23 protein-coding genes are annotated in these 25986 nt (G+C 64.3%); 13 read left to right on the top strand and 10 right to left on the bottom strand.

The window, feature by feature from the left end; genetic code table 11:
- Positions 1–19: 19 nt before the first annotated feature.
- From betA to OIT41_RS04510, 8 genes are all read left to right on the top strand, one after another.
- Positions 20–1771 (top strand): choline dehydrogenase, encoded by a 1752-nt coding sequence (gene betA / locus OIT41_RS04545; RefSeq protein ID WP_264637469.1) that lies wholly within the window; start codon positions 20–22, stop codon positions 1769–1771.
- Positions 1772–1779: 8 nt separating this feature from the next.
- A complete protein-coding gene (locus tag OIT41_RS04540) occupies positions 1780–3303 on the top strand; it encodes an aldehyde dehydrogenase family protein (protein ID WP_241708217.1) in 1524 nt (507 codons plus the stop codon).
- Positions 3300–4334 carry a quaternary amine ABC transporter ATP-binding protein gene (locus OIT41_RS04535; protein ID WP_078106208.1) on the top strand — a complete coding sequence of 345 codons (1035 nt, stop codon included), beginning with the start codon at positions 3300–3302 and terminating at the stop codon, positions 4332–4334. Before OIT41_RS04540 ends, OIT41_RS04535 begins: the two co-directional genes overlap by 4 nt.
- Positions 4334–6367 (top strand): ABC transporter permease, encoded by a 2034-nt coding sequence (locus tag OIT41_RS04530; RefSeq protein ID WP_241708216.1) that lies wholly within the window; start codon positions 4334–4336, stop codon positions 6365–6367. The genes OIT41_RS04535 and OIT41_RS04530 overlap by 1 nt, the downstream gene beginning before the upstream one ends.
- Before the next feature lie 56 nt (positions 6368–6423).
- Positions 6424–7398, top strand: a complete 975-nt coding sequence (locus OIT41_RS04525; RefSeq protein ID WP_078106210.1) for an ABC transporter substrate-binding protein — start codon at positions 6424–6426, stop codon at positions 7396–7398.
- 280 nt (positions 7399–7678) lie between these two features.
- Complete coding sequence (locus tag OIT41_RS04520) at positions 7679–9082, top strand: MFS transporter (RefSeq protein ID WP_241708215.1); 1404 nt, start codon at positions 7679–7681, stop codon at positions 9080–9082.
- 32 nt (positions 9083–9114) lie between these two features.
- Entirely contained in the window at positions 9115–10371 is a 1257-nt protein-coding gene (locus OIT41_RS04515; RefSeq protein ID WP_264637468.1) for an aminopeptidase P family protein, read from the top strand.
- A 120-nt stretch (positions 10372–10491) separates the two neighbouring features.
- Complete coding sequence (locus OIT41_RS04510; RefSeq protein WP_241708213.1) at positions 10492–11319, top strand: IclR family transcriptional regulator; 828 nt, start codon at positions 10492–10494, stop codon at positions 11317–11319.
- A 323-nt stretch (positions 11320–11642) separates the two neighbouring features.
- Here the strand turns inward: OIT41_RS04510 and OIT41_RS04505 are convergent, their stop codons facing one another.
- Entirely contained in the window at positions 11643–12776 is a 1134-nt protein-coding gene (locus tag OIT41_RS04505; protein ID WP_241708212.1) for an LOG family protein, read from the bottom strand.
- A gap of 63 nt (positions 12777–12839) precedes the next feature.
- Here OIT41_RS04505 and OIT41_RS04500 point away from each other — a divergent pair, with 63 nt between their 5' ends.
- From OIT41_RS04500 to iolB, 5 genes are all read left to right on the top strand, one after another.
- On the top strand, positions 12840–13619 hold the full coding sequence (locus tag OIT41_RS04500) for a gamma-glutamyl-gamma-aminobutyrate hydrolase family protein (RefSeq protein ID WP_241708211.1): 780 nt from the start codon (positions 12840–12842) through the stop codon (positions 13617–13619).
- A gap of 128 nt (positions 13620–13747) precedes the next feature.
- Entirely contained in the window at positions 13748–14152 is a 405-nt protein-coding gene (locus OIT41_RS04495) for a cupredoxin domain-containing protein (RefSeq protein WP_241708210.1), read from the top strand.
- Complete coding sequence (locus OIT41_RS04490) at positions 14149–14598, top strand: hypothetical protein (protein ID WP_241708209.1); 450 nt, start codon at positions 14149–14151, stop codon at positions 14596–14598. Before OIT41_RS04495 ends, OIT41_RS04490 begins: the two co-directional genes overlap by 4 nt.
- A gap of 248 nt (positions 14599–14846) precedes the next feature.
- Positions 14847–15587 (top strand): GntR family transcriptional regulator, encoded by a 741-nt coding sequence (locus OIT41_RS04485; protein ID WP_078106216.1) that lies wholly within the window; start codon positions 14847–14849, stop codon positions 15585–15587.
- Between the two features lie 17 nt (positions 15588–15604).
- Positions 15605–16498 carry a 5-deoxy-glucuronate isomerase gene (gene iolB / locus OIT41_RS04480; protein ID WP_241708208.1) on the top strand — a complete coding sequence of 298 codons (894 nt, stop codon included), beginning with the start codon at positions 15605–15607 and terminating at the stop codon, positions 16496–16498.
- Between the two features lie 99 nt (positions 16499–16597).
- Here the strand turns inward: iolB and OIT41_RS04475 are convergent, their stop codons facing one another.
- From OIT41_RS04475 to OIT41_RS04435, 9 genes are all read right to left on the bottom strand, one after another.
- Positions 16598–17629, bottom strand: a complete 1032-nt coding sequence (locus tag OIT41_RS04475) for a Gfo/Idh/MocA family oxidoreductase (RefSeq protein ID WP_264637467.1) — start codon at positions 17627–17629, stop codon at positions 16598–16600.
- Entirely contained in the window at positions 17626–18444 is an 819-nt protein-coding gene (locus OIT41_RS04470) for a TIM barrel protein (protein WP_241708206.1), read from the bottom strand. The genes OIT41_RS04475 and OIT41_RS04470 overlap by 4 nt, the downstream gene beginning before the upstream one ends.
- Complete coding sequence (locus tag OIT41_RS04465; RefSeq protein ID WP_241708205.1) at positions 18444–19544, bottom strand: Gfo/Idh/MocA family oxidoreductase; 1101 nt, start codon at positions 19542–19544, stop codon at positions 18444–18446. Before OIT41_RS04465 ends, OIT41_RS04470 begins: the two co-directional genes overlap by 1 nt.
- Before the next feature lie 35 nt (positions 19545–19579).
- A complete protein-coding gene (locus tag OIT41_RS04460) occupies positions 19580–20638 on the bottom strand; it encodes a Gfo/Idh/MocA family protein (protein ID WP_241708204.1) in 1059 nt (352 codons plus the stop codon).
- A complete protein-coding gene (locus OIT41_RS04455; RefSeq protein ID WP_241708203.1) occupies positions 20638–21633 on the bottom strand; it encodes a Gfo/Idh/MocA family oxidoreductase in 996 nt (331 codons plus the stop codon). Before OIT41_RS04455 ends, OIT41_RS04460 begins: the two co-directional genes overlap by 1 nt.
- Before the next feature lie 109 nt (positions 21634–21742).
- Positions 21743–22687 (bottom strand): ATP-binding cassette domain-containing protein, encoded by a 945-nt coding sequence (locus OIT41_RS04450; RefSeq protein ID WP_241708202.1) that lies wholly within the window; start codon positions 22685–22687, stop codon positions 21743–21745.
- Between the two features lie 14 nt (positions 22688–22701).
- Positions 22702–23760, bottom strand: coding sequence for an ABC transporter permease (locus OIT41_RS04445; RefSeq protein ID WP_241708201.1), 1059 nt, complete (start codon positions 23758–23760; stop codon positions 22702–22704).
- A gap of 65 nt (positions 23761–23825) precedes the next feature.
- Complete coding sequence (locus tag OIT41_RS04440; protein WP_241708200.1) at positions 23826–24821, bottom strand: substrate-binding domain-containing protein; 996 nt, start codon at positions 24819–24821, stop codon at positions 23826–23828.
- Between the two features lie 149 nt (positions 24822–24970).
- Complete coding sequence (locus OIT41_RS04435; protein WP_241708199.1) at positions 24971–25981, bottom strand: LacI family DNA-binding transcriptional regulator; 1011 nt, start codon at positions 25979–25981, stop codon at positions 24971–24973.
- Positions 25982–25986: the final 5 nt, after the last annotated feature.

Raw genomic sequence — 25986 nt, 5'->3', positions numbered from 1 at the left:
CTTCAAAGGAGTTCAACTAATGGCCAACGAAAAGTTCGACTACGTCATTGTGGGTGGGGGCAGCGCCGGATCGGTGCTGGCGGACAGGCTCAGCGCAGACCGCACCAAGACCGTCCTGGTCCTGGAGGCCGGCCGGAGCGACTACCCCTGGGACCTGTTCATCCAGATGCCGGCAGCGCTCACGTTCCCCAGCGGGAACAGGTTCTACGACTGGCGCTACCAATCCGACCCCGAGCCGCACATGCACGGACGCCGGATCGCCCACACCCGCGGCAAGGTGCTGGGGGGATCCAGCTCCATCAACGGCATGATCTTCCAGCGCGGCAACCCGTTGGACTACGAACGCTGGGGAGCCGACGCCGGGATGGAGACCTGGGATTTCGCTCACTGCCTCCCCTACTTCAACCGCATGGAGACCGCCCTCGCCGCGGATCCCGACGATGAACTGCGGGGACACAACGGACCGCTCGTCCTTGAACGCGGCCCTGCGCGCAATCCCCTCTTCCAGGCTTTCTTCCGCGCCGCCCAAGAAGCCGGATTCGCACGGACCAGCGATGTCAACGGGTACCGGCAGGAGGGCTTCGGTCCCTTCGACCGCAATGTGCACAAGGGCCAGCGGCTCTCCGCGTCGCGCGCCTACTTGCGGCCGCACCTGGACCGGCCCAACCTCACGGTAAGGACACGGGCCCTCGTCTCGAAAATCAACTTCGACGGCATTGGAACGTCCGAGGTCAGGGCCACGGGCGTCAGCTACCGACGCAACGGCAAGCAGCACAGCGTGGACGCCCAGGAAGTCGTCCTGTGCGGAGGAGCCATCAACACCCCGCAGCTGCTGCAGTTGTCCGGCGTCGGGGACGCCACGCACCTCAAATCGCTCGGGATCAGGCCCGTGGTTGACCTCCCCGGTGTGGGCGAAAACCTGCAGGACCATCTGGAGGTCTACATCCAGCATGCCTGCACCCAGCCGGTGTCCATGCAGCCAAGCCTGAGCCTGTGGCGTTATCCGTGGATCGGCCTGCAGTGGCTGTTCGGGCGCAAGGGGCCCGCGGCCACCAACCACTTCGAAGGGGGCGGCTTTGTGCGCTCCAACGAGGACGTCGCCTACCCGAACCTGATGTTCCACTTCCTGCCGGTGGCCGTCCGCTACGACGGCCAGAAGGCCGACGCCAAGCATGGCTACCAAGTGCACATCGGGCCCATGTATTCCGACGCCCGTGGCAGCCTGAAGATCACCTCCACGGATCCAACCGTCCACCCGTCCATGAAGTTCAACTACCTTTCCACGGACCAGGACCGGCGCGAGTGGGTCGAAGCCATCCGGATTTCCCGGAACATCCTGGAGCAGTCCGCCATGGCGCCATTCAATGGCGGTGAGCTCTCCCCCGGTCCAGCAGTCCAGACCGACGAGGAAATCCTCGACTGGGTAGCCCGCGACGCAGAAACCGCCTTGCACCCTTCCTGCACAGCCAAGATGGGCCCGGCCACCGATCCCATGGCGGTGGTAGACCCGCTCAGCATGAGGGTGCATGGCATCTCGGGGCTGCGGGTGGCTGACGCTTCGGCAATGCCGTACGTGACCAACGGCAACATCTATGCGCCGGTCATGATGCTGGCCGAGAAAGCCGCGGACTTGATTCAGGGCCGCGAACCCCTCGCGCCGATCGCCGCCGAGTTCTACCGGCACGGCGCGGTTCCGGGGGCGGACGGGCCGGTTCCCGACAGTCTGGAAAGCCTGGAAAGCCAGCCCGAGGCCACTTCGGCAAGGAACTAAGGAGCGGCATGAACAGCCCACAACTTTCACAGATCCAAACAACAGTGCGCGGCAGCTATGTCGACGGCGCTTGGCAGCAGTCCAGCGGAAGCACCCGGAGCATCAGCTGCCCGGCGGACGGCACGCACGTTGCCGACGTCGCGGAGTGCACCGCGGCCGATGCCGAGGCCGCCGTGGCGAGCGCCCGGAAAGCGTTCGACGACGGCCTCTGGCCGGGCATGCCCGAGCTGGAACGCGGCGCGATCCTGCTCCGCGTAGCCGGCCTGCTGCAGCGGGACAAAGCCGGCTACGCCGCGGCCGAAGCCCTCGACACCGGCAAACGGCTGGTCGAAGCCGAATACGACATCGACGACGTCATAGCCTGCTTCCGCTACTACGGCAGCGTGGCAGGCACGGACGCGGGCCGTGTGGTCGATACCGGCCGGCCCGGCGCCATCAGCCGGGTCGTCCATGCACCCGTAGGAGTCTGCGGGCTCATCACGCCGTGGAACTACCCGCTCCTGCAGGCTTCGTGGAAGGTTGCACCTGCGCTCTTGGCCGGCAACACATTTGTCCTCAAGCCCAGTGAGCTGACACCCTCCACGTCCATCCTGCTCATGGACACCCTGCGGGAAGCAGGGGTGCCAGACGGTGTCGCGAACCTCGTGACCGGAACGGGAACTGAAGTGGGGGCGGTACTTAGCTCGGATCCCCGGGTCGATCTGGTCTCGTTCACGGGCGGGCTTGAAACCGGCAAGCGGATCATGGTGGCGGCAGCGCAGACGGTCAAGCGAGTGGCCCTCGAGCTCGGCGGCAAGAACCCGAACATCGTGTTCGCCGACGCCGACCGGGAAGCCGCCATCGACAACGCCTTGACGGCCGTCTTCCTGAATTCCGGCCAGGTCTGCTCGGCAGGGGCCAGGCTCATCGTCGAAGAGTCCATCCACGAGGAATTCGTAGCCGAAGTGGTGCGCCGTGCCCGCCGGATCCGGCTGGGCGGGCCCTTCGACCAGGAAGCCCAGACAGGCCCGCTGATCTCCACCGCCCACCGGGACAAGGTCCACGCCTATGTGCAGGCCGGGCTTGCGGAAGGCGCCCGGCTGCTGTGCGGCGGCTTCATTCCGGACAGCCCGGAGTTGGCCGGTGGCAGCTTCTACCCGCCCACCGTGCTGGACGGGTGCAGCACCTCGATGCGCGTGGTCCAAGAGGAATCCTTTGGCCCCGTCATGACGGTGGAAGCATTCACCACCGAGGAAGAGGCCGTCCGGCTGGCCAACGACACCGTCTACGGACTGGCCGGCGCCGTGTGGACGGCAGACGCATCGAAAGCCCAGCGGGTCTCCGAAGCGTTGCGCCACGGGACGGTCTGGATCAACGACTACCACCCGTACGTTCCGCAGGCCGAATGGGGCGGCTTCGGACAGTCCGGCAATGGCCGTGAATTGGGGCTCGCGGGCTTGGCCGAATACCGAGAAACGAAGCACATCTGGCAAAACATCAGCCCCGGGCCCAGCCATTGGTTCGAGCCGTCACAGGCAGGAGTACAGCAATGAGCAGTCCTGACATATCAGTGCGCAACCTCTGGAAGGTCTTCGGCCCCGGAGGTGAAAAGATCCCCAAGGATCCCGGGCTCTCGGCTTTGAGCTCGGCCGAATTGCTTGAACGCACAGGGTGCAATGCCGCAGTGCGCGACATGAACTTCGACGTCGCGAAGGGCGAAGTGTTCGTCGTCATGGGCCTGTCCGGATCAGGAAAGTCCACCCTGATCCGGTGCCTCACCCGGCTCATCGAACCGACGTCGGGGAGCGTCCTGGTGGACGGCAAGGACGTGATGCAAGCGGGAACCGGCGAGCTTCGGGAGCTGCGTCGGCGAAAAATGTCCATGGTCTTCCAGCATTTCGGCCTCCTGCCGCACCGCACCGTGCTGGACAACGTGTCCTACGGGCTGCAGATCCGTGGCGCCGCCAAGAACGAGCGCTATGCCAGGTCCCGCGAAATCATCGAGCTCGTAGGCCTCAAAGGTTACGAGCAGCATTTCCCCGATCAACTCTCCGGCGGAATGCAACAGCGCGTCGGACTTGGCCGCGCCTTGGCAGGCGATCCGGACACTATCCTCTTCGACGAACCGTTCTCCGCCTTGGACCCGCTCATCCGGCGCGATATGCAGGCGGAGGTCATCCGGCTGCACAAAGAAATGGGAAAGACGATGGTTTTCGTCACCCACGACCTTTCCGAAGCGCTCAAACTCGGGGACCGCATCCTGATCATGCGGAACGGGGAGACGGTCCAATGCGGCACAGGCGACGATCTCGTCGGATCGCCTGCGGACAAATACATCGCCGACTTCGTCTCCGAGGTGCCTCGCGCGGATGTCCTGACACTCAAGTGGATCACCGATCCCGTAGCACTAGGCACTCCCGGGGATGCTCCGGTCCTGAGCGCAGGCACGATCATCCGCGACGCCATTCCCACCGTCATGAACTCATCGTGCCCTGTCCTGGTGGAAGACTCCGGCAAGATCACCGGCCAGATCGACCGCGACAGCATCTTGTCGGTCATCCGCAGCACGGAAGTTGCGGCGTGATGTCCACACTCGTCCGCGATCGCGCCCCGGTTCAGACCGGCCTCGTTTCCGTCCGCGCACCGCGCAAGCGGTTAAGCCGCCGCACCCTGCTTCTGGGCGGGGCCGGCGTCGTCTGGCTCGTCGGATTCCTGTTCCTCCACGGCACGGCGACCCTCACGCTGCCGGCTTCGGAGCTCACCGACCTCCACCGCTCCCTCAACCAATTCAATGCCTGGGTGGCCTCAAACCGGGCCGACAATCCCGTCTTCCAGTACGTTTTCACACCCCTCCGGGCCGCCGTCGACGCCGTCGCAAACCTGTTCATCGGCGTTTTCGCCGCCAGCACCACCGGGCTTCGGCTGCCGGAAATCGGCTGGCTGGGAACCGTCGCGCTGCTCAGCTGGATCGCCTTGGCGGTGGGCAACGCCCGCGTGGCCCTGCTGACAGCAGCCGCCTTCGTCTTCTTCGGCCTTCAGGGGCTGTTTACGGAAGCGGCTTACACCTTCGCCCTCGTCCTCACAGCCGTGCTCTTCACCTTGGCTCTCGGCATCCCCCTCGGAGTCCTCGCAGGAGTCTACGGCCGGGTTGCCAAAGTAATCACCCCCGTCCTCGACTTCATGCAGACCCTTCCCACCTTCGTTTACCTGGCACCGCTGGCCCTCATCTTCCTGATCGGACCCGCCTCCGCCGTGATCGCCACCGTGATCTACGCAGCACCGCCCGTCATCCGACTGACGGCGCATGGCATCCGATGCATCCCGGAAAACACCCGCGAAGCCTCCGACTCCTTGGGAACCACCGGTTGGCAGCGGCTCGTCACCCTGCAGCTCCCGCTCGCTCGGCGCACCATCGTCATGGGGATCAACCAAAGCACCATGGCCGCGCTGTCCATGGTGACCATCGCGGCGCTGATCGCTGCCCCCGGGCTGGGACAGGTGGTTATCCGCGCCCTGCAGTCGCTCGACGTCGGCACGGCGGTCAATGCCGGACTGTCGATCGTCCTGCTGGCCATTGTGCTGGACCGCGTGACCACGGCCGCAAGCCGCCGGGCCGAACCCGGAGCAAACCGCAGACGCCGGATATCGCGGCGAATGAGGTACATTCTGCTGGCCGTCAGTTTTCTTGTGGTGCTCGTCACGGTCCAGTTGTCCCGGACGATGCTCTGGGCCGCTGCCTTCCCGAAGGATCTCAACATTGGACCGGCCTTTGTCAGCGGAGTGAGCTCCGCGAGCGAATGGCTCCAGACCAACCTCTACCTCTTTACGGTGTCCTTCCGTGAGGCAGTCACGAACGGGATCCTCAACCCGTTCCAGTCACTCCTGACAGAGACGCCTTTCTACCTCCTGGTTGCCGTGATCGTCGTGGCGGCGTTTGCCCTCGGCGGCTGGAAGTTGGCAGCGGTCACGGCAACGTGCTTGGCCGTGATCATTTACCTGGGCCTGTGGAGCGATGCCATGGTCACCCTGGCAGGAACCCTCGTTGCCACCGCAGTGGTCATGGTCCTGGGCGTCATCTTCGGCGTGGCCATGGGCAGGTCCGACAAAGTGGACCAGCTCATGCGGCCCATGCTCGACGCCGGACAGACCATGCCGGCTTTCGTCTACCTCGTTCCGTTCCTGGGCCTCTTCGGCGCCACACGGTTCACCGCCATCATTGCCGGCATCATCTACGCGGCGCCGGTGGCCATCAAGATCACGGCCGACGGCATCGCCGCAATTTCGCCCACCGTCATGGAAGCTGCCGTGTCCAGCGGCTCAACTCCCTGGCAGGTCATCACGAAGGTCCAGCTGCCCATGGCTCGGCAATCCCTGGCCCTCGCGGCCAACCAGGGCCTGATCTACGTCCTCGCCATGGTGGTAGTCGGAGCGCTGGTCGGAGCGGGCGGCCTTGGGTACGACGTCGTTGCCGGCTTTGTCCAGAGTTCGCTGTTCGGCAAGGGCCTCGCCGCAGGCCTGGCCATCGTTTTCCTCGGCATCCTGTTGGATCGCATGACCCAGGCTGCCGCAGCCAACCCCGTCCGAAAAGTCCCTTCGGCAAAATCACCCGCCCACTAACGGGCACAGTCTCACGCACTCCCCCAACACACTGCCCCACCCAAGGAGATCCAACCATGAGTAAAGCTGGACTGCTGTTGAAACGAACAATTCCCACGCTCGCCGGAACCGTCGCTGCCGCCCTGTTGCTAGCCGGCTGCGGCGGCGCAACAGTCAATCAGGCGGCCGCAGCCGGTGCTTCGGGCACCCCCTGCGGAACCGTCAACGTGGCCCTCAACGCATGGGTGGGCTACACGGCAAATGCGGCTGTTTACAGCTACATAGCCCAAAACAAACTCGGTTGCACTGTAGTCCAGAAGGACCTGTCGGAACAGATTTCCTGGCAGGGCTTCGGCTCGGGTGAAGTCGACGTCATCCTTGAGAACTGGGGTCACGAGGACCTCGCAAAGCAGTACATCACCGACCAGAAGGTTGCGGTGGATGCTGGTCCCACGGGCAACGAAGGGCATATCGGCTGGTACGTACCACCATGGATGGTCCAGAAATACCCGGACATCCTGGACAGCAAGAACCTGAACAAATACGCGTCCCTGTTTGCCACGTCCGAGTCGGGCGGCAAAGGCCAGGTACTGGATGGCGACCCGGCGTTCGTCACCAACGATGAAGCCCTCGTCAAGAATCTAGGCCTCGACTACAAAGTGGTCTTCTCCGGTTCGGAAGCAGCATTGATCCAGTCGTTCCGTACGGCGGAGAAGAACAAGACGCCGCTGCTGGGGTACTTCTACGAGCCTCAATGGTTCCTTTCCGAGGTCCCCCTCAAGAAGGTCAGCCTGCCCGCCTACACTCCGGGCTGCGATGCCGACGCCGAGAAGGTGGCCTGCGACTACCCCGACTACAAGTTGAACAAAGTGATGGCCAAGAAGTTTGCGGACAGCGGTTCTCCCGCCGCGAAACTGCTCAAGGCCTTCTCATGGACCAACGCGGACCAGAACTCCGTCGCAACGGACATCCAGGGCGGCATGAAGCCCGATGCCGCTGCCAAGAAATGGGTGGATGCCCACCCGGATGTGGTGGCTGCCTGGCTCAAATAGTCCTTTCACGCTTGCTTTGAAGCTCCCCGGATCCCTGGATCCGGGGAGCTTCTTTTTTGCATTCCGGACCGAGATTCCACCCAAAGAAAGCAACCATGTTGCAGTGAGTGCGCCACCCTCCCCAACCAGCTCGCACTTGTTGTCGTTTTGAGCGTCCATGACGACATCTATTGCGAGACAGTTGGATAGTTACCGGAAGCCCTTGACGGTGATGCACGACACATCTATTCTGGTGCAACAGCGTTGCGTTGAATGCAACCCCAAAGTTCTTGGTGGATTCATGAAAAACGAAACATCCTCCGTCGCAGCAATCCCGGGAAGCGCTCATGCCGGATCCAAAGGCGGATCCGGCCTTCCCGATGCGACAGCCGCCCCGGGCGGCACACCAAAGCCAGCCGACAGCCACACAGTCAGTAAAGACACCCGACGCCGAGTCATCACTGCCAGCTTCATCGGCAACTTCGTCGAGTGGTTCGACTACGCCGTCTACGGCTACCTTGCCGGGATTATCTCGACCGTCTTCTTCCCCGCATCGGACCGGCAGACAGCCCTGCTCGCCACGTTCGGCGTCTTCGCCGTCTCGTTCTTCGTCCGTCCACTGGGCGGATTCATCTGGGGCCACATCGGTGACCGCCTCGGACGCAAACAGGCACTCTCCCTGTCGATCGTGCTCATGTCCGTGGCAACGTTCTGCATCGCACTGATCCCCGGCTACAACACCATCGGCGTCATGGCGCCGGTCCTCCTGCTGCTCGTCCGCGTTGTTCAAGGCTTCTCGGCAGCAGGCGAATACGCGGGTGCCTCAGCCTTCCTGGTGGAATACGCACCGGCCAATCGACGCGGACTCTATGCCGCCGTCGTACCCGCCAGTACAGCGGCAGGCCTGCTGCTCGGATCCCTGCTGGCGGCGCTGCTCAGTTCGGTGCTGAGCGCCGACCAGCTCGGCGAGTGGGGCTGGCGCCTGCCCTTCCTCCTGGCAGCCCCGATGGGCCTGATTGGCCGCTACATCCGCACCAAACTCGAGGACACCCCGGCATTCCGCGAAATGGCCGCGAAGGACACCGCGGTCAAGGCTCCGGCCTTCGCCATGTTCAAGACGTACCGCAAGCAGCTGATCATTGCGACGGGCGCCGTGCTGCTCAACGCCGTCGGGTTCTACGTGATCCTCAGCTATATGCCCACGTACCTTTCCGAGGAGCTTCACTTCGGCGCAGCCGAATCGTTCCTGGCCACGACGATTGCCCTCCTCAGCTATATCGGATTCATTTTCCTGACCGGGATCGCATCGGACAGGTTCGGCCGCAAGCGCATGCTCATCACCGCTTCCGTGCTGTTCGTGGTGCTAACCGTTCCGGCGTTCATGCTCCTCGATACCGGCAATTTCCTGGTCATCGTCCTGGTGCAGATCCTGCTGGGCGCGATGCTTACACTCAACGACGGCACGCTGCCCAGCTTCCTCGCCGAGCTCTTCCCCACGAGGGTCCGCTACAGCGGCTTCGCCGTCAGCTTCAATCTCTCCAACGCCCTGTTCGGCGGCACCGCCCCGTTCATGGCAACACTCCTCATCGGCCTGACCCACAACCAACTGGCCCCCGGCTGGTACCTCGTGGCAGCCTCCGTCATTTCCCTCATCGCGGTCCTCTTCGCTGTGGAAACCTCCAAGAAGCCCCTGCAGCAGGACTGAAAACAACCCACCCATTGAAAGGAACACCACCCATGACCATCACCGAGAATGAAGCCGTCAGCGACGTCACCAAGCTTGAGCGCCTCAAGGTCCTCAACAACGGAGAGAAGGTCTGCCTGACCTTCTCTGACGCAGAGTTTGAGCGACGCCTTGCGGGCCTTCGCCGGATCATGGCAGAGAAGGAACTGGACGCCGTTGTCCTGACCAGCTACCACTCCATCAAGTACTACTCCGATTTCCTGTTCACCTACTTCGGCCGCTCCTACGCCATGGTGGTCACGGCCGACGACACCGTCACGGTCACCGCCAACATCGACGCCGGCATGCCGTGGCGCCGCAGCTACGGGGACAACCTGGTCTACACGGACTGGCGCCGGGACAACTACATCTTCGGCATCCAGGAAGTGCTGCGCACCCGCGGGATCAACGTCCGGCGCCTGGGTGTCGAGGACGACTCCCTTCCCCTGGACAACCGCAACAAGATCCAGGCCGCCTTCCCCGGAGCGACCCTTGTGGACGTCGCCCAGGCCGCGATGCGCCAGCGCATGATCAAGTCCGCCGAGGAAATCGAGGTCATCAAGCACGGCGCCCGGATCGGCGACCTCGGCGGCAAAGCGATCCGCAATGCCATCACTGCCGGCATCACCGAGTACGAGGTGGCGTTGATCGGCACCGAGGCCATGGTGCACGAGATCGCCCGCACGTTCCCGGACTCAGAAATCCGCGATACCTGGGTGTGGTTCCAGTCCGGCATCAACACGGACGGCGCCCACAACTGGGCAACCACCCGCAAGATCCAGGAACACGACATCCTGTCGCTGAACTGCTTCCCCATGACCTCGGGCTACTACACGGCCCTGGAAAGGACTCTGTTTTACGGCGAACCCGATGCACGCTCCCTGGAGCTGTGGAACATCAACGTGGACGTGCACAAGCGCGGACTGGAACTCATCAAGCCCGGGGCGGTCTGCAAGGACATCGCCGCGGAGCTCAACGAGATCTATGTTTCGCATGGACTGCTCGCCAACCGCACCTTTGGCTACGGACACTCCTTCGGCGTCCTCTCGCACTACTACGGCCGCGAAGCCGGACTGGAACTGCGCGAAGACATCGACACCGTTCTGGAACCGGGAATGGTGGTCTCCATGGAACCGATGATCACCGTCCTCGATGGCCAGCCGGGTGCCGGCGGGTACCGGGAGCACGACATCCTGGTGGTCGGCGAAGACGGTGCCGAGAACATCACCAAGTTCCCCTTCGGCCCGGAATACAACATCATCGGCGCCTGACCCCCACCCCCATGGACATGCCCAGCCTTGCGCCCGAGCAGTGGACATATGACTCATATGCTCATTGCTCTTGGCCAAGGCTGGGCATGTCCCCATTAAAAGAGCCATATAGTGACCATCATGACCTCAGCAGAACGGCGCGCAGAACCGCGTGCAACCACGAGTGAAACCCCGGCCAACGGCGATTCCAGAGGCGCTTCGGTACTTGAGAACGCCATTGCCGTGCTGCGCAGCTTCACCGCCGAGGAACCCCTCCTGGGTGTCACCGAGATCGCCGGCAGGATCGGCTTGCACAAGAGCACGGTGTCCCGGATCCTCGCGACCTTCGAACAGGAACACTTGGTGGAGCGCGACCCCGAGTCCCGCCGCTTCCGGTTGGGCCTGGGGATGATCGCCCTTGCCGGGCCGCTCCTCGCCGAGCTGGAAGAGCGCCGGGTGGCCTATCCCGTGTTGCGCGAGCTGAGCGAACGGACAGGCGAGACGAGCGCCCTCATGGTGTGGAACGGGAGCGAATCCATGTGCGTGGAGCAAATCGCCAGCCGTCACCAGGTCAAGCACCTCGCACCGTTGGGTGCCCGTTACAACGAGGCGCTCAGCTCATCGGTGCAGGTCTTTCTTGCCGCCGAAGACGCCGACCGCGTCCGCAAGCTCCTCCGCAGCGGCTCCATCAGATTGCCCGGTCTCGACGAGGAGTCCCTCGAGGCCTACCTGATCCGGCTCAAGGAGTCTGTGACCCGGGGATGGGCCTTCAATTTCGGCGAAACGTCGATCGAAGAAGTCGGTGTTGCTTCGCCTGTCTTTGACCACCGCGGAGACATCGTGGCCTCCGTCCTCATACCTGCGCCGAAGTTCCGGGTCTCGCAGGACACCCTCGCCAGCCTCGGCGAGGCATGCCAAGACGCAGCACGCAAAGTCACCATTCGACTGGGCGGGCGGCCCCCACACTAACCCGGCATCCCCACACTAGCCCGGCATCCCCGCATCGCACCGGACATGCCCCGCTCTGAAGTCACGCAATGGACATGTCCACCAACCGGCCAAGGGACATGCCCAGCCCTAGGGCTCAGCAGCGGGCATAATGCTTTCGCCGATAGGGACATGTCCAGCCCTGAAGTCCAAAGACGGGCATATTCGCAATATGCCCAATGTTCCAGGCCAGGGCTGGACATGTCCCTAAGTGCGGGGTCGGGACGCCAAGCCAGGGCTGGACATGTCCCTAAGTGCCGGGGCGGGACGGCGAGCCAAGGCTGGGCATGTCCCGTGTGAGGCGCCTAGCCCGCGACGACGGCGAGTGCTTCCTCGACGCTGTCCACCAGGAAGATCCGGCCCTCCATCACTTTCCCGGCGGCAAGGCTCTGCAACATGGGCCACGCTGGATACTTGCGCTCCCAATGGTCGCGACCTACGAGCACCATGGGCGTGACGGTTTCCGGGGCGCCGTAGAAGTTCTCGCACGCATCCTGGAAGATTTCCTGCACGGTGCCGGCGGAGCCCGGAAGGAAGACGATCCCGCCGTTGCATAGCTCCAGCAGGATCGCCTCCCGCACGGAGTTGGCGAAGTACTTGGCGATGTGTGTGGCGAAGAGGTTGGGCGGCTCGTGCCCGTAAAACCAGGTGGGGATGCCCAGCGACGTCGTTCCGCTCGGATGTTGCCCGACGACGGCGGCCGCCGCCCGCGCCCACGCCGTCACCGAGGGGCGGAAACCCGGCACCGCCGCGAGCGATTGCAGCGCGACGGTGAAGTCGGCGTCGGGCAGGCCGCTCAAGTAGGCGCCCAAATTGGCGGCTTCCATGGCACCCGGTCCTCCCCCCGTGGCTACCGTGAAGCCCGACAGAGCCAGGAGCCGACCCAGCCGCGCGGCGTCGTAAAAGTCCGTGGTTCCGCGTTGTGCGGCGTGCCCGCCCATGACTCCCACGACCTTGGTCCCCGCGAAATCCCCGTTGCCCAGGAGCTCGTCCAGCGCATCCCCGATCGCGTGGTCGTGCAGCGCGGCGGCGAGGGTGGCATCCAGGCTGGTCCGCTGCCCCGGCATGATGCTCCAGTGATAGACCTGCGCGTCCAGGGTTGCTTCGTACTCCGTGGAGTCAATGTCCTCGTACAGTTCGGCGGCGCTATAGAGGCTGCCCCGGTACGGGTTGAAGGGCACTCCGCGGAGTTTCGGAAAGATGAGGGCGCCGCGGCTGCGCAGGGAGTCCTCCACGCCGTCGTCGAAGGTACAGCCCAGGAAGATGGCGCCTTGCGGATCCAGCCTCTCGAGGTCCGCTCGTCGGCCCCGCAGGTCCAGCGACTGGGCGTGCCATCCGTGCATCGTTGCGGCACCCGAGCTCAGCAGTTTGTCGAAATGGGCCACGCTCTCAATGTCGAGCGTGCGGGGACTGGGAGTCAGGGCGCGAGACGGATTCATGGCATCAGCGTAAGCCCGCGGTTCCCGTTGCGCAGGAGTCGACCGGCCAGTGCATCATGGAGGATGCAGACTTCCGAACAGCAAAGAAGCTTAAGGCCCCGGATCGGCATTCCTGTCCGCCTCAGCAGTTCCGAAAGCGCGGATGCCCGCGTGGTCGAGGCGAATGAACTCTTCGACTTCATCGTCGAACTAATGCGCGACGCCGGTGCGGAGCCTGTGCTGCTGGACGCTTCCTTCACCGACGAAGCAGGTCCGCTGGCCGCCGAACTCCGATCCCTCAACGGGGTCCTGCTGCCCGGCGGTGGGGACCTGGATCCGCGACTCTACGGGGAAGAAGCGACCGACGCCTGCTATGACGTGAACCCCGACCAGGATCGCCTGGACTTGGCGGTCGCCCGTGGATCGCTCGACGCCGGTTTGCCCACCCTTGGCATCTGCCGCGGCCATCAGCTCCTCAACGTTGTCTATGGCGGGACGCTGATCCAGGACATGTACCCGTCTGCGGTGGAACACAACGGCGTGACCACGGCGGACGGTGGGCTCAGCGCCTGGGCGTGGCACGACGTCGAACTTTCACCGGATTCCAAGGTGGCCGGGCTCTATGGCTCGCGCGACTCGGTGCGGATCGCTTCGGGACATCACCAGGCCGTGGCACGGGTAGGCGATGGCCTGGTGGTGACGGCGGTCGCAGAGGACGGGACAGTGGAGGCCCTCGAGGATCCGCAGCGCTGGGTGGCATCCGTGCAATGGCATCCCGAGGCCTCGCAGCTGCCTGAGGAGGAACGGCTCGCCCCGTTCAAGGCTTTCGTGGAGGTCTGCAGGACGCTGCGTCCGGTGGGGTGACCGAGCGGGCCGCCTCCGCCGGCGGCAAGCAAAGTACTAGTTCCCGTGAACCTGACCGCTCCGGAATTCGTCTCATCAATGTGGCAAGCACATTCGCGCCACCGGACACGAGGAGCGGGGAACCAATCATGAGGAACAACCCCAAGGCCATGATGGTCATCGTTGGAGCGGCCGCCCTGATCGCCGTGGGCGGTTGCGGGGCATCCGGAACTGGTTACCAGGGCGCATCGTCAAGCCCGCCTTCTGCCGCCTCCTCGACTGCTCCGCCTTCCGGGACCTCCCCATCGCTCACCATTACCATCAAGGACTTCGGCTACCAAGGACCCGTGTCGGTCAGCCCGGGGGCCAAAATCACCGTGAAGGACGAGGACGCCCAGGCCCACACGGTCACCTCGGACGATGGAAAGTCGTTCGACGCTGCCATCGATGGCGGGGGCGGGACAGCGCAGTTCACGGCGCCCACCACACCGGGCAGCTACCCTTACCACTGCGCCTATCACTCGAACATGCACGGAACGCTGGTCGTAAAGTGAGCACCCGTGAAGCGGCCCGCCGCAAGCCGATGAACCGCAGGCCGAGGGACATCCTGCTGCGACTGCTTATAGCGGCAGCCCTGGGCATCGACGCTGTAGTGCACCTCGATCTGGCCTCCGGCTACCAATTGGGTGCGCCTGGTGGAATCGGGGAAGGCAACCTGTTTCGGATCGAGGCCGCTGTTGCAATCCTCGTCGGCCTGTATGTCCTGATCCGCGGCAACCGGCCGGCCTACGCGGCCGCGGTGGTAGTTGCTGGAAGCGCCTTCATAGCCGTCCTCCTCTACCGATATGTCGACATACCGGCCATCGGTCCGCTCCCGTCCATGTACGAGCCCGTATGGTTTTTCGAGAAGACCCTCAGCGCGGCCGCCGAGGGACTGGGCGCGGTGCTTGCCGCCGTCGGCTACGTCCGTCAACGCAGCAGCGCCCGACTCCGCCGCTGAAAGCGCCCGACGCCGGATGGCACCGGACGCAGAAAGGCCCACCCGCGGCTGAGGCAATTGATGCCTCGTCCTGATGTCTGGACATGTCCCTACAAAACCTGTGACAAGGCACGATAAACGCACCTCAGGCACCCTTGACCCGCGCAATGCTCCTGCTATCATCAGTAAAGCAGTATGTCCTATCAAGCGAACATGAGCGGACATGCTTGCAACTTCCGGGACAGTCCCGGAATGCGAGGGAGCATGCAATGGCGAATCAACTTGGCCTCACTATCGACCGTTCTTCCCCTGTGCCTTTGTACCATCAGGTGGTCCAGGGCATCGAGGCCGCCATCCACAGCGGAGTGTTGGAGCCCGGAAGCCGTTTGGACAACGAGATTGACCTCGCCGCCCAGCTGAACCTGTCCCGGCCCACGATGCGCAAGGCGATGGACGAGCTTGTCCGTTCGGGCCTGTTGGTCCGCAAGCGCGGCGTCGGCACGCAGGTGGTGTCGAGCCAGGTCCGCCGGCCCCTGGAACTCTCCAGCCTGTACGACGACCTGACCAACAACGGCAAGAAGCCCACAACGCAGGTCCTCAGCTTCTCGCACATGGAAGCCGACGCAGCCACGCTGACCGCACTCCAGCTTCCGGCCGGTTCCAAGGTCTACCACTTCACCCGCCTGCGCAAAGTGGGCGGTAAGCCGCTGGCGCTCATGGAGAACTGGGTCCGCGACGACATAACCTCCATGGACGAATCCATGCTCCAGGCAGAAGGCCTCTACGCCATCCTCCGCCGCGGCGGGGTCAACTTCCGCCTCGCCTCGCAGCGGATCGGCGCCATGATCGCCAACGACTACCAGGCGCCGCTCTTGGAGGCGGAGGTCGGCTCGGCTTTGGTCACCATGGAGCGCACAGCCGTCGACGACACCGGACGCATGGTCGAGACCGGCCACCACGTCTATCGGGCCGATTCCTACAGCTTTGAAATGACACTCGTACAGCGCTAACGCAAGGACATAACTTCATGGCCAACTGGGTCTATCCACTGGGAACCGCCAACGACGGCGATTGGGACATCTCTCTCGGAACCTCCGATTCCGCGTTGGCCGTGGACGGTTGGGCCCACACCGGGCTTAAGGTCGCCACGCTCGTCGCGGGCGCCGCCGTCGAGCTTCCCGCCGCAGCAGAAGAACGGATCGTTGTGCCGCTCAACGGCGCCTTCACAGTGACGGTCGACGACGTCGACTACCCCCTTGCGGGGCGGGCGTCGGTTTTCCACGGCCCCAGCGATGTCCTGTATTCCGGCACGAACGCCGCTGTCACCATCAGCTCGCCCGACGGCGGCCGCGTCGCCGTCGCGACCGCCCCGGCCAACGCGTCATACCCCACTAGGCTGGTGACCGCCGCGGAGACCCCCGTTGAGCTGCGCGGAGCAGGCAACTGTTCGCGCCAGGTCCATAACTTCGGTACTCCCGCCGCCCTCGAGGCCGACCGTTTCATCGTCTGCGAAGTGCTCACGCCCGCGGGCAACTGGTCTTCCTATCCCCCGCATAAGCATGACGAGGAAAAGGACGGCGAAACGCAGCTTGAGGAGATCTACTACTTCGAGACCCGCGTGGCCGACCCCTCCGGTGCTCCTGCTGACGCCGACGCGATCGGCTACCAGCGCGTCTACGCCTCCGATGAGCGCCCGATCGACGTTGCCGCGGAGGTTCGGACCGGCGACGTCGTTCTTGTTCCCTATGGCTGGCACGGCCCCGCCATGGCCGCTCCCGGCTACGACTTGTACTACCTGAACGTCATGGCCGGCCCGGGGCCCGTGCGCGAATGGCTCATCAGCGACGACCCCCACCACGGGTGGGTACGGCAGAGCTGGGACGGACAGGACATCGACCCCCGCTTGCCGTTCGGCGCCTAAGGAGTTCCCACACCCAACTGACTAGCAGTTGTTGTCGTTCTGGGCCTCCAAAACGACAACAACTGCGAGTCAGTTGGGGCCTGGAACCGCCTAACTGGCCTAGGCCGTCACGAGTGCCACTCTGACCGGGACCCCGCTCGCGAGCGACTCCTGCGCCGCATCCGCCACCCGGGAAGCCGCGACGGCGTCCTCCGGAGTGCACGGGTTCTCCCGTTGGCCCAGGACCAGTTCAACGAAGGCTGCCATTTCAGAACGATAGGCCTGGTCGAAGCGTTCGGCGAAGGTCTTGTGAGGTTCTCCGGACGGGAACGCTACGCCGGTCTCGGCTGATTCCATGGCTGTCTGCTCGTCCAGGCCAACCATGAGGGAATGCTTCGAGCCTTGGATTTCGAGTCGGACGTCGTGTCCAGCCCCGTTGTAACGCGTTGCCGACACGGTGCCAACGGTCCCGTCGTCGAACGTGATCAGAGCCAAGGCGGTGTCCACATCGCCCACTTCGCCGATGGCGGGATCGCCATTGTTGGAACCCTTGGCATAGACCTCCACGATTTCGCGGCCGGTCAACCAGCGCAGGATGTCGAAGTCGTGGACCGAGCAATCACGGAACAGCCCGCCGGACGTCGCCAGGAACTCCACGGGCGGCGGAGCCATATCGCAGGTCACGGCGCGCAGCGAGTGGATCCACCCGAGTTCTCCGGCTTGGTAGGCGCGCTTGGCCTCGAGGTATCCGGCATCGAAGCGACGTTGGTGGCCGATCTGCACCACACCATCGTTGGCACGGATATGCTCCAGGACAGGCAGCGACTCGGCCACATTCATGGCCACGGGCTTCTCGCAGAACACCGGAATACCGGCGTCCACTCCCGCGCGGATCAGTTCCGGGTGGGTGCCCGTTCCGGTCGCGATGACCAGCCCATCCGCTCCGGACGCGATCAAGGCCTCTACGGAGGGCAGGAATTGCGCGCCGAGCCCCGCCGCGATCCGACGGGCATGTTCTTCGGCCACATCCGTGAGCCGCAAGTGCACCTTGATGCCCTGCGCATTCAGTTCCCCGTTGAGGGCTGCAATGTTGTTGGCGTGCATCACGCCGATCCGCCCTACTCCAACCAGCCCGAGAACGACGTCCTTCATAGTGCTACCTCCGTTGAAAAAGCTGAGCTGTCCAGGGACTCTTCGGCCTCAACCGTGAACGCCCGGCGGAACGCCTCAAGCGCCGCCATGTCGTCGCCTCTGGCCCATGCCTCCATGCCGACGGTGCCTTCGTAGCCCGCAGCCGCGAGCGCACGGGCAACAGCCGGATAGTTGATCTCGCCGGTCCCGGGCTCGCAACGGCCCGGGACGTCCGCCACCTGGATCTCGCCGATATGCGGCAGGGCGGTGCGGACCAGCTCAATGAGGTTCCCCTCCCCCAATTGTGCGTGGTACAGGTCCAGCATCATCTTCACATGGGGGTGTCCGGCCGCCTCCACGAGCGTGAGGGTGTCCTTGGCCCGCGCCAGCGGAATTCCGGGGTGGTCCAGCACGGTGTTGAGGTTTTCGAGGCAGAACGTCAGTCCGTGCTTTTCCCCGAGCGCGCCAAGGCGCTCCAAGGTCCGGACACCCGTGATCCACATGCTGCCGTTGGACCGGTAGACGGGACGGGCTGCTTTGCCGTCGATGAGCTGGGCCGAGTGCACCACCATGCGGCTGACGCCGAGTTCCAAGGCGGTCGGAATCAGCGTTTTGGCGGTCCTCACCACATCGTCGGCGGTTTCGGCGTCAACCAGGCTCCCCGAGGTGTATCCGGTCATGGAGGAAAAGACCGCGCCGCTCGACCTGAGTGCTGCAATGTCCTTGTTCCTCGAGTCCCAGAGTTCGACGTCGAATCCCGCCTCGTGGATCCGGCGTACCCGTTCGGTGAACGGCAGCTCCGTAAAGACCATTTCGGCGCACACGGCGAGCCGCATCAGACACCGGCCTTGTTGCTCGAGACGGTAGGTACCTCCACGGGTCCGCCGCGCTGGACCGATTCGATGCACGCCAGCGCCATCGCCAAGGCGCGCCGCGCGTCAGCAGCTCCTGGGGTGAGGGTGAAGGCGCCCGACGGCGGCTGCGTGCCATCGCGGCGCGCGCGGACTGCCGCCGTGAAGTCCACGAGTTCGTCAGTGTAGGCATCGCGGAACAGTTCCACGTTGAGCCTCGGGGTTTCGGCCGAAAGGCCCTCTGCCGTGTATCTCAGGGCAGCCGTTTCAGTGGGCCGTCCTGCCTGGACCATGCCCTTGGAGCCGAAGACTTCGCCCCGGACGTCGTAGCCGTAAAGAGCGCTGAAGTTGGCTTCCGCCACTGCCAAGGCTCCATTGCTGTAGCGGACAGTGACCACGGCGGTGTCCAGGAATCCCTGGTCACGCAAGCCCGGTTCCACCAAAGCATCCGCGACGGCGTAGACCTCCACCGGCTCGGCGCCTTCGTTGAACCAGTTCAGCGTGTCGAAATCGTGGATGAGGGTTTCCAGGAAGATCGTCCAGGCCGGAATCCTGGCTGCGTGTCCGATGCTCCCGGTGCCTGGATCCCTCGTCAACGAGCGCAAGAGCTGCGGCTCCCCCACAATCCCTTCGGCCAGGTCCTTCTTGGCGGCCTGGAAGTCAGTGGCGTAGCGGCGGTTGAAGCCGATCTGGAAATGTACCCCTGCCGTTTCGACGGCGAGGAGCGCGGCGTCGAGCTCTTCGAGGCTCTGCCCCGCGGGCTTTTCGCAGAACACGTGTTTGCCCGCGGCCGCGGCCTGGGCGATCAGGGAAGCATGGAAGCGCGCCGGGCTGGCAATGATCACAGCATCGATCTCCGGATCGGCCATGATGTCGGCTGCGTCTGCGGTGACTTTCGCCGTACCAAGCTGGGCAGCCACGGACGCGGCGGAGTCCACGTTGGGATCGGCGACGGCGGCAAGGACCGCGCCGGGAACCCTGCGGGCTATGCTTTCGCCGTGGAACGCTCCCATCCAGCCGGAGCCTATGAGGCCAAGCCGCACAGGCGTGGGAAGTTCGGCTGAATGCTGTTCGATGTAGGCCATGGGCCGGTCCTTTCGATAGTCAGTACAACAATTGCTCAGGCGGGCGCGTTGCCTTCGCCCGGGAATTCAATGCCTATTTGGCGGCGGATTTCATCGGCGACGTCCATCGTCCGGATGGAGGAGGCCAGGGGCCGTTGTCGGGTTTCCGTGTCACCGGCGGCGATGGCGCGGGCCACCGCGGCGGCTTCGTAGTGCAAGCCTTCCAAATGGCCGCCCGCCGCTTCGTTGTAGCGAAGCCGTGTGCCGTCCGGAAACCGGACCTCGAAACCGCCGGGCATGTTGAAAGGGCCATCGATCGTCAACGTGGCCTCGGAGCCAACGATCGTGGCCATTGTGGGGGTGAAATTATGCAGGTGCGTATTCATCACGGCCTGGCTTCCGCCCGGGAATTGCAGGATGGCGGAGAGCTGGGCGTTGACACCGGATTCGTGGGGCTGTCCGAAAGCGCTCAATCGTTCGGGCGCCCCCAGGACCTCGATGATGAGGGCCAGCGGGTAGGTGCCCAGGTCCAGCAGGGGCCCACCAGCCAGTGCGGGATCGAAGATGCGGTGGCTGCGTTCGAAGTGCTCGCCGTATTCTGCAAGGACCGTTGTCACGGTGCCCAGCGTCCCGCCGTCGAGCACTTGCCGGATCACGTCGAACTTCGGAAGGAAGAAGCTCCACATGGCCTCGGCGGCGAAGACGCCGGCTGCCCTTGCCCGCGCGGCGATATCGCGCGCCTGCACAGCGTTCAGGCCGATCGGCTTCTCGATGAGGACGTGTTTGCCCGCGTCGATGGCGAGTGCTGCAGCCGCGTGGTGGAAGTTGTGTGGAGTGCACACGTAAACGATGTCTATGTCCGGAGCCGTAGCCAGCTCTTCGTAGCTTCCATAAGCGGCGGGTAGGCCGAAAGCGTCCGCGAACGTCTTGGACCGCTCCAAGGAACGGGAGCCGACGGCGGCAATCACTTGCGTTGAATAGGCCTGCACCGACTCGGTGAAGCGTTCGGCAATCCACCCCGGGCCCATGATCCCCCAACGCAGCGCTGGCGCGTCACGGGAATCCGGCACACGGGCCACCGGAAGACCGGACTCCGGAAGGCCGGATGAAACCATCAGTAGGCCACCTTCGTGTAGGCCCCGTCGCTGTGGAGCGAACGGATCATGGCTTGTGCGAGCTGCGACGCGCGCAGCCCGTCCTCACCCGTGGCGAGGGGCGCAGGCTCCCCCTTTTCTAGGGCTGAAATCCAGGCCTGGAGTTGCAGGCGGTAAGCGTCGGCGAAGCGTGGACGCCAATCGGCGGGGATTTCGGTACTGCGCCTCCCCTCGTGCCGGACATCGAGGGCGGCTGGTTCGGGCAGTGCCGTGGTGCCGAACTCAGACACGACCTCGCACCGGGTGGTGTAGCCATACTGCGCGTTGAGGAAAAGTTCGAGCGTGGCCAGGGTGCCGTCGGCCGCGCGCAGGAGCATGAAGGCGGGATCCCGCAGGTCACCGGTGCTGCGCCGGGAACTCCGCCCCGACTGCCAGGACACCTCGGTGATGGGCGAATCCAGCAGCCAAGGGATGATGTCGAGCTCGTGGATGGCCGAGTTGGTGATGGCGGACTCCGAGCTCGCGCCGGGTCCCGCGGAGGCGGTCCGGCTGGTGCAGTGGACCTGCAAAGGCTCGCCGTGCGTGCGTGCCCGGGTCGCTTCGCGCAGCGCCACATAACCGGGATCGAAGCGCCTCATGAAGCCCATCGACAGCAGCCGGGCACCCGTTGCGGCCAGGAGGTCGGCTTCTGCCTCCACGACTTCATGGCTTTCCAGGAGCGTGGGGGCCAACGGCTTTTCGCACAGTACTGGGGTCATTGCCTCAAAGCACTCCAGCACGAGTCCCGCATGGGTTGAGTCATGGGAAGCGACGACGACGGCGTCAACGTCGCTGGAGTAGATCAGTTCGGAAGGATCCGTGGTGATGCGCGCGGATGGCGGCGCTGCGGCTGCCGCACGTCCGGCGTCGAGGTCTGCCACGAAGGTGACTTCGGCACCGCTGATGGTGGTGGAGAGGTTCCTGATGTGGTCTGCGCCCATAACGCCGGCGCCGATAACGCCTACCCGGATTGGCATGTTGTCTTCCCGTCTACTTACGTTGTTCCCGTTCCCGCTGTGGCATGGCGAGCGGGGGCCCATCCGCTCCATCTGGCGGACCCCCGTCTCCATCCGTGCTGCCTCCGCGCTAGGCGTGCCGCGGGCTGCCTTCCCTTGAGGAGTCGGCAACGTCGGTGACTTCTGTTACCCCGGCGACTTCGGCTTGGACTTCCTTGAGGGCTTGGGTGTGTCCGCCGAGTTGTTCGAGTTCGTGGGCGAGTTCTGCCAGTTCCGCGCCGCCGGCCATCTGGGCGGTGAGTTCGTCCAGGGTGATGTCTTTTTTGTCGTAGTAGCCGATGGACTTGCCGCGTTTGAGCAGCAGGAACCGGTCCCCGACGGGGAAGGCGTGGTGCGGGTTGTGCGTGATGAAAATGACGCCCAGGCCCCGGTCGCGGGCCTGCAGGATGTAGCGGAGCACGACGCCGGACTGCTTCACGCCCAGCGCCGCGGTGGGTTCGTCCAGGATCAGCACCTTCGCCCCGAAATACACGGCGCGGGCGATCGCGACGCATTGGCGTTCACCGCCGGAGAGCTGGCCGATGGGCTGTTCCACATCGCGCAGGTCGATGCCCATCTCGGCCAGTTCCTTCAGGGTGATGTCCTTCATTTTCTGCACGTCCATGGACTTGAACGGCCCGAACCCGGTGGTCAGTTCCGAGCCGAGGAAGAAGTTCCGCCAGATCGGCATCAACGGCACCACGGCCAGGTCCTGGTACACGGTCGCGATCCCGGCGTCCAGGGCGTCCCGGGGCGAGTTGAACTTCCGCTCTTCCCCCATGATCTTCAACACCCCGGCGTCGTGCTGGTGCAGGCCGGCGATGATCTTGATCAGCGTGGACTTGCCGGCACCGTTGTCCCCCAGCACGCAGGTGACGCGGCCGTTGTCCACGGCCATCGTCACCTCGCGCAGGGCGATGATGTTCCCGTAGTGCTTGCCCACCGCGTCCAGGGAGAGCAGGTGCACGGGGGTGTGGGTCAGCGGGTCCTTCTCCTCGCGCAGCAGGGTCTGCTGGTCGATCTGTTTGGCATTCATGTTCTTGCGCCCTTCTACTTCAGCTCTGCGCGGCGTTTGACGATGAGGTTCACGATGGTGGCCAGCAGCAGCATCAGGCCCAGGAAGAACTTGAACCAGTCCGGGTTCCACTGCGCGTACACGATGCCCTTGTTCGCCATCCCGAAGATGAACGCACCGATCGCACCGCCCACCGCGGACCCGTACCCGCCGGTGAGCAGGCAGCCGCCGATGACCGCGGCGATGATGTACAGGAACTCGTTGCCCACACCCTCACCGGACTGCACCGCGTCGAACGCGAAGAGGTTGTGCATGCCCAGGATCCAGCCGCAGAACCCGACCGCCATGAACAACCCGATCTTCGTCTTCGTCACCGGCACACCCACGGCGCGGGCCGCGTTCGCGTCCCCGCCCACAGCGAAGATCCAGTTGCCCACCTTCGTGCGCAGCAGCACCCAGGACGCGACCGCGACCAGGAAGATCCAGAAGAACACCGTGATCTTCACCTCGACCCCGCCGATGCTGATCGAGGACGCGAACACCGCATGGGCCGAATCGAAACCATCCAGCTTCGAAATCGACGGCGAGGACACCGACCCCCCGATCAGGCGCGTCAACGCCAGGTTCAGGCCCGTGAGCATCAGGAACGTCGCCAGCGTCACGATGAACGACGGCAGCTTCGTCTTGACCAGGATCCACCCATTGATGAAACCGATGCCGAGCGAGACGACGAGGGCCAGCAGGACACCCACCCATGCGTTCAGGGAAAAGTTCCAGCTGAAAAGCGACGCGGTCAGGGCCGAGGAGATCACGGCGACACCGGTGGAAAGGTCGAATTCGCCGCCGATCATCAACAACGACACCCCCACCGCCATGATCCCGATCGTCGAGGAACCATAAAGGATCGTCGCCAAAGCATTCGGCTGGGTAAACGTCCCGGACACCGAAGCAAAGAAAATGAAGAGGACAACCGCCCCCACGAGGGCACCGACCTCAGGCCTGCCCAAAAACTTCTGGATCGGGCTACGCCTTCCGATCCGCTCATCGCCGGGGGCCGAGGCCGGTGCCGGCGGCAGGGTTGCTGTGTTTGCCATAGGAAGAAACTCCTTGTTGGTCAGGCCGCGCGGCGGTCGCCCGCCGCGCGGCCGGAATCCTGGATCTAGCGGACGCCCTGCTGGGCGAATTTGAGGACGTCGGAAGCGTTCGACTTGTCAACGATGGTGGGACCGGTAAGAACGGGCTGGCCCCCACCGAGCTTGAAGCCTCCGCGCTTGGCCTGCCACAGGGAGTCAACGGACATGTAGCCCTGGAGCCACGGCTGCTGGTCCACGGTGAAGAGCACCGAGCCATCCACGATCTTCTGGGCGAGGTCGGCGTTCAGGTCGAAGCTGGCCACCTTTGCGGAGCTGTTGGCGTCTGTGACCGACTTGAGGAGCGTGAGGGTGATCGGGGCGCCTAGGCCTACAATCACGTCCGCGTCCTTGGCTGCCTGGAGTTTCGCGGTCGCTGTGGACTGGACAGATGTCATGTCCTGGCCGTTGACGTACAGGACCTCGGTTCCCGGGACCTTCGCCTTCACGCCGGCACACCGTGCCTCAAGGCCGACGTGGCCCTGCTGTTGAATCACGCAGATCGGGTGCTTGAAGCCCTGCGACGCGAGCTTGGTTCCCACGGCCTCGCCGGCCAGCTTTTCGTTCGAGCCGAAGTGCGTAAATGCCCCGAGCTGGGCCGAGACGTCCTCGCCCGCATTGAGGCTTACTACCGGAATACCGGCGTCTTCGGCCTTCTTGAGGACGTCCTTGAGTGCATCAGGAGTGGCGAGGGTGACGGCGATGCCGTCGACCTTCTGGTCGATGGCCTGCTGTACCAGCTGGGCCTGGCGGCCGGCTTCGGGGTCGCTGGTGTAGAGGAGGTCAACGTTGTCCTTCGCGGACGCTTCCTCGGCGCCCTTGCGCACGATATCCCAGAACGTGTCGCCTGCTGCGGCGTGGGTGATGAGGGCTACTTTCATCCGGGGAGTGCTGACGGCTTGTCCGCCTCCCGCGGCGTTGGCGGTGTCGGCCGGCTTTCCGCCTTGGCTGGAACAAGCACTGAGAGCCATCATCGGAACGACGGCCGCCACAAGTGCCGCCTTCCGCCAGGAAAACTTCTTCACGATTTATCTCCTTTGATAGGGGTTGCGGCCCTGCCACTCTGCAGGAGCTCAAAGCCCTCTACACAGATCATGGTGACTGGCCTCACATATGTCAATACTTTGTCCTGACATTAGGATGTTTTTACGTGAAGGACTGGATTGATGACGAATCAGAGTGCGGCCCGGGCCGTCGTCGAGCGGACAACCAGGACGGGATCAATCAAGGTGCGCTCGGGCGCGATAGCGGGGTTTTCAATCCTGGCCAACAGCCTGCGCGCAGCGCCAATGCCGACGAGGTCGCTTCGGTTGTCGACGGAAGTGATGTCCAGGTACCTCGATTTGGCCAGGGGGGAATTGTCATAGCCGATCACCGAAATATCTCCGGGCACGCGAAGGCCCCGGGCCTTGAGGACGGCAAAGGCGCCCACGGCCATGGTGTCGTTGGCCGCGAAGATCGCGGTGGTGTCAGGATGGTGGTCCAGGAGCCAGGAGGCTGCCGCATAGCCATCTTCCTCCGAAGTGCCCCGGGATTCGGCGATCAGGAGTTCGACGCCGGCCGCCTGGATCTGCCGCCGGAACCCGGCGCGCCGATGGGCTGACGCGCCGTCGGACCCTGAGAGATGACCGATGCGTTGGTGGCCCAGCTCCAGCAAATGACTCGCGGCCAGGCCGCCCCCGCCGTCGTCGTCGTTGGTGATGAGGTCGGCACCGCTCGGCACCCCCAAGCGCCACCCGGCCACCACCGTGGGTACCCACGTCCGGGCCAGCATGGGCTCGCTCGGTTCCGCCGCGATCACCAGCGCGTCAACGTGCATGGCGAGGAGGCCGTCCGCGGCTTCTTTGATGCGGTTCTCGCCCGGCCGGGAGTCGGCCAGCAGGACGTGGTAACCAAGCTCCGAAAGAACCGACTCCAGGCCCCTCAGCAGATCCACGAACCAGAGGTTCCGGTAGTCGTCGATCACCAGGCCGATGCTCTTGGTGCGGTTGCTCGCCAGGGTGGTCGCGGCCCGGCTGGGCCGGTAGCCCAACTCAGATATCGCTGCCTGGACAGCTTCCCGGCGCTTGTCGCTGACCCTCGCCGGCCCTTGCAGGACCAAGGACACCAACGACGGCGAGACGCCGGCTAGCTTGGCAACGTCGTAGATGGTCGGGCGGCGGGTTTTTGGACTGCTGGAACTCATGGCTC

The sequence above is a fragment of the Arthrobacter sp. YA7-1 genome, assembly GCF_025960325.1.
Taxonomy (GTDB): domain Bacteria; phylum Actinomycetota; class Actinomycetes; order Actinomycetales; family Micrococcaceae; genus Arthrobacter; species Arthrobacter bambusae_A.
Note: the sequence above shows the minus strand (reverse complement) of the source record. Positions and strands in the feature narration are given on the sequence as shown.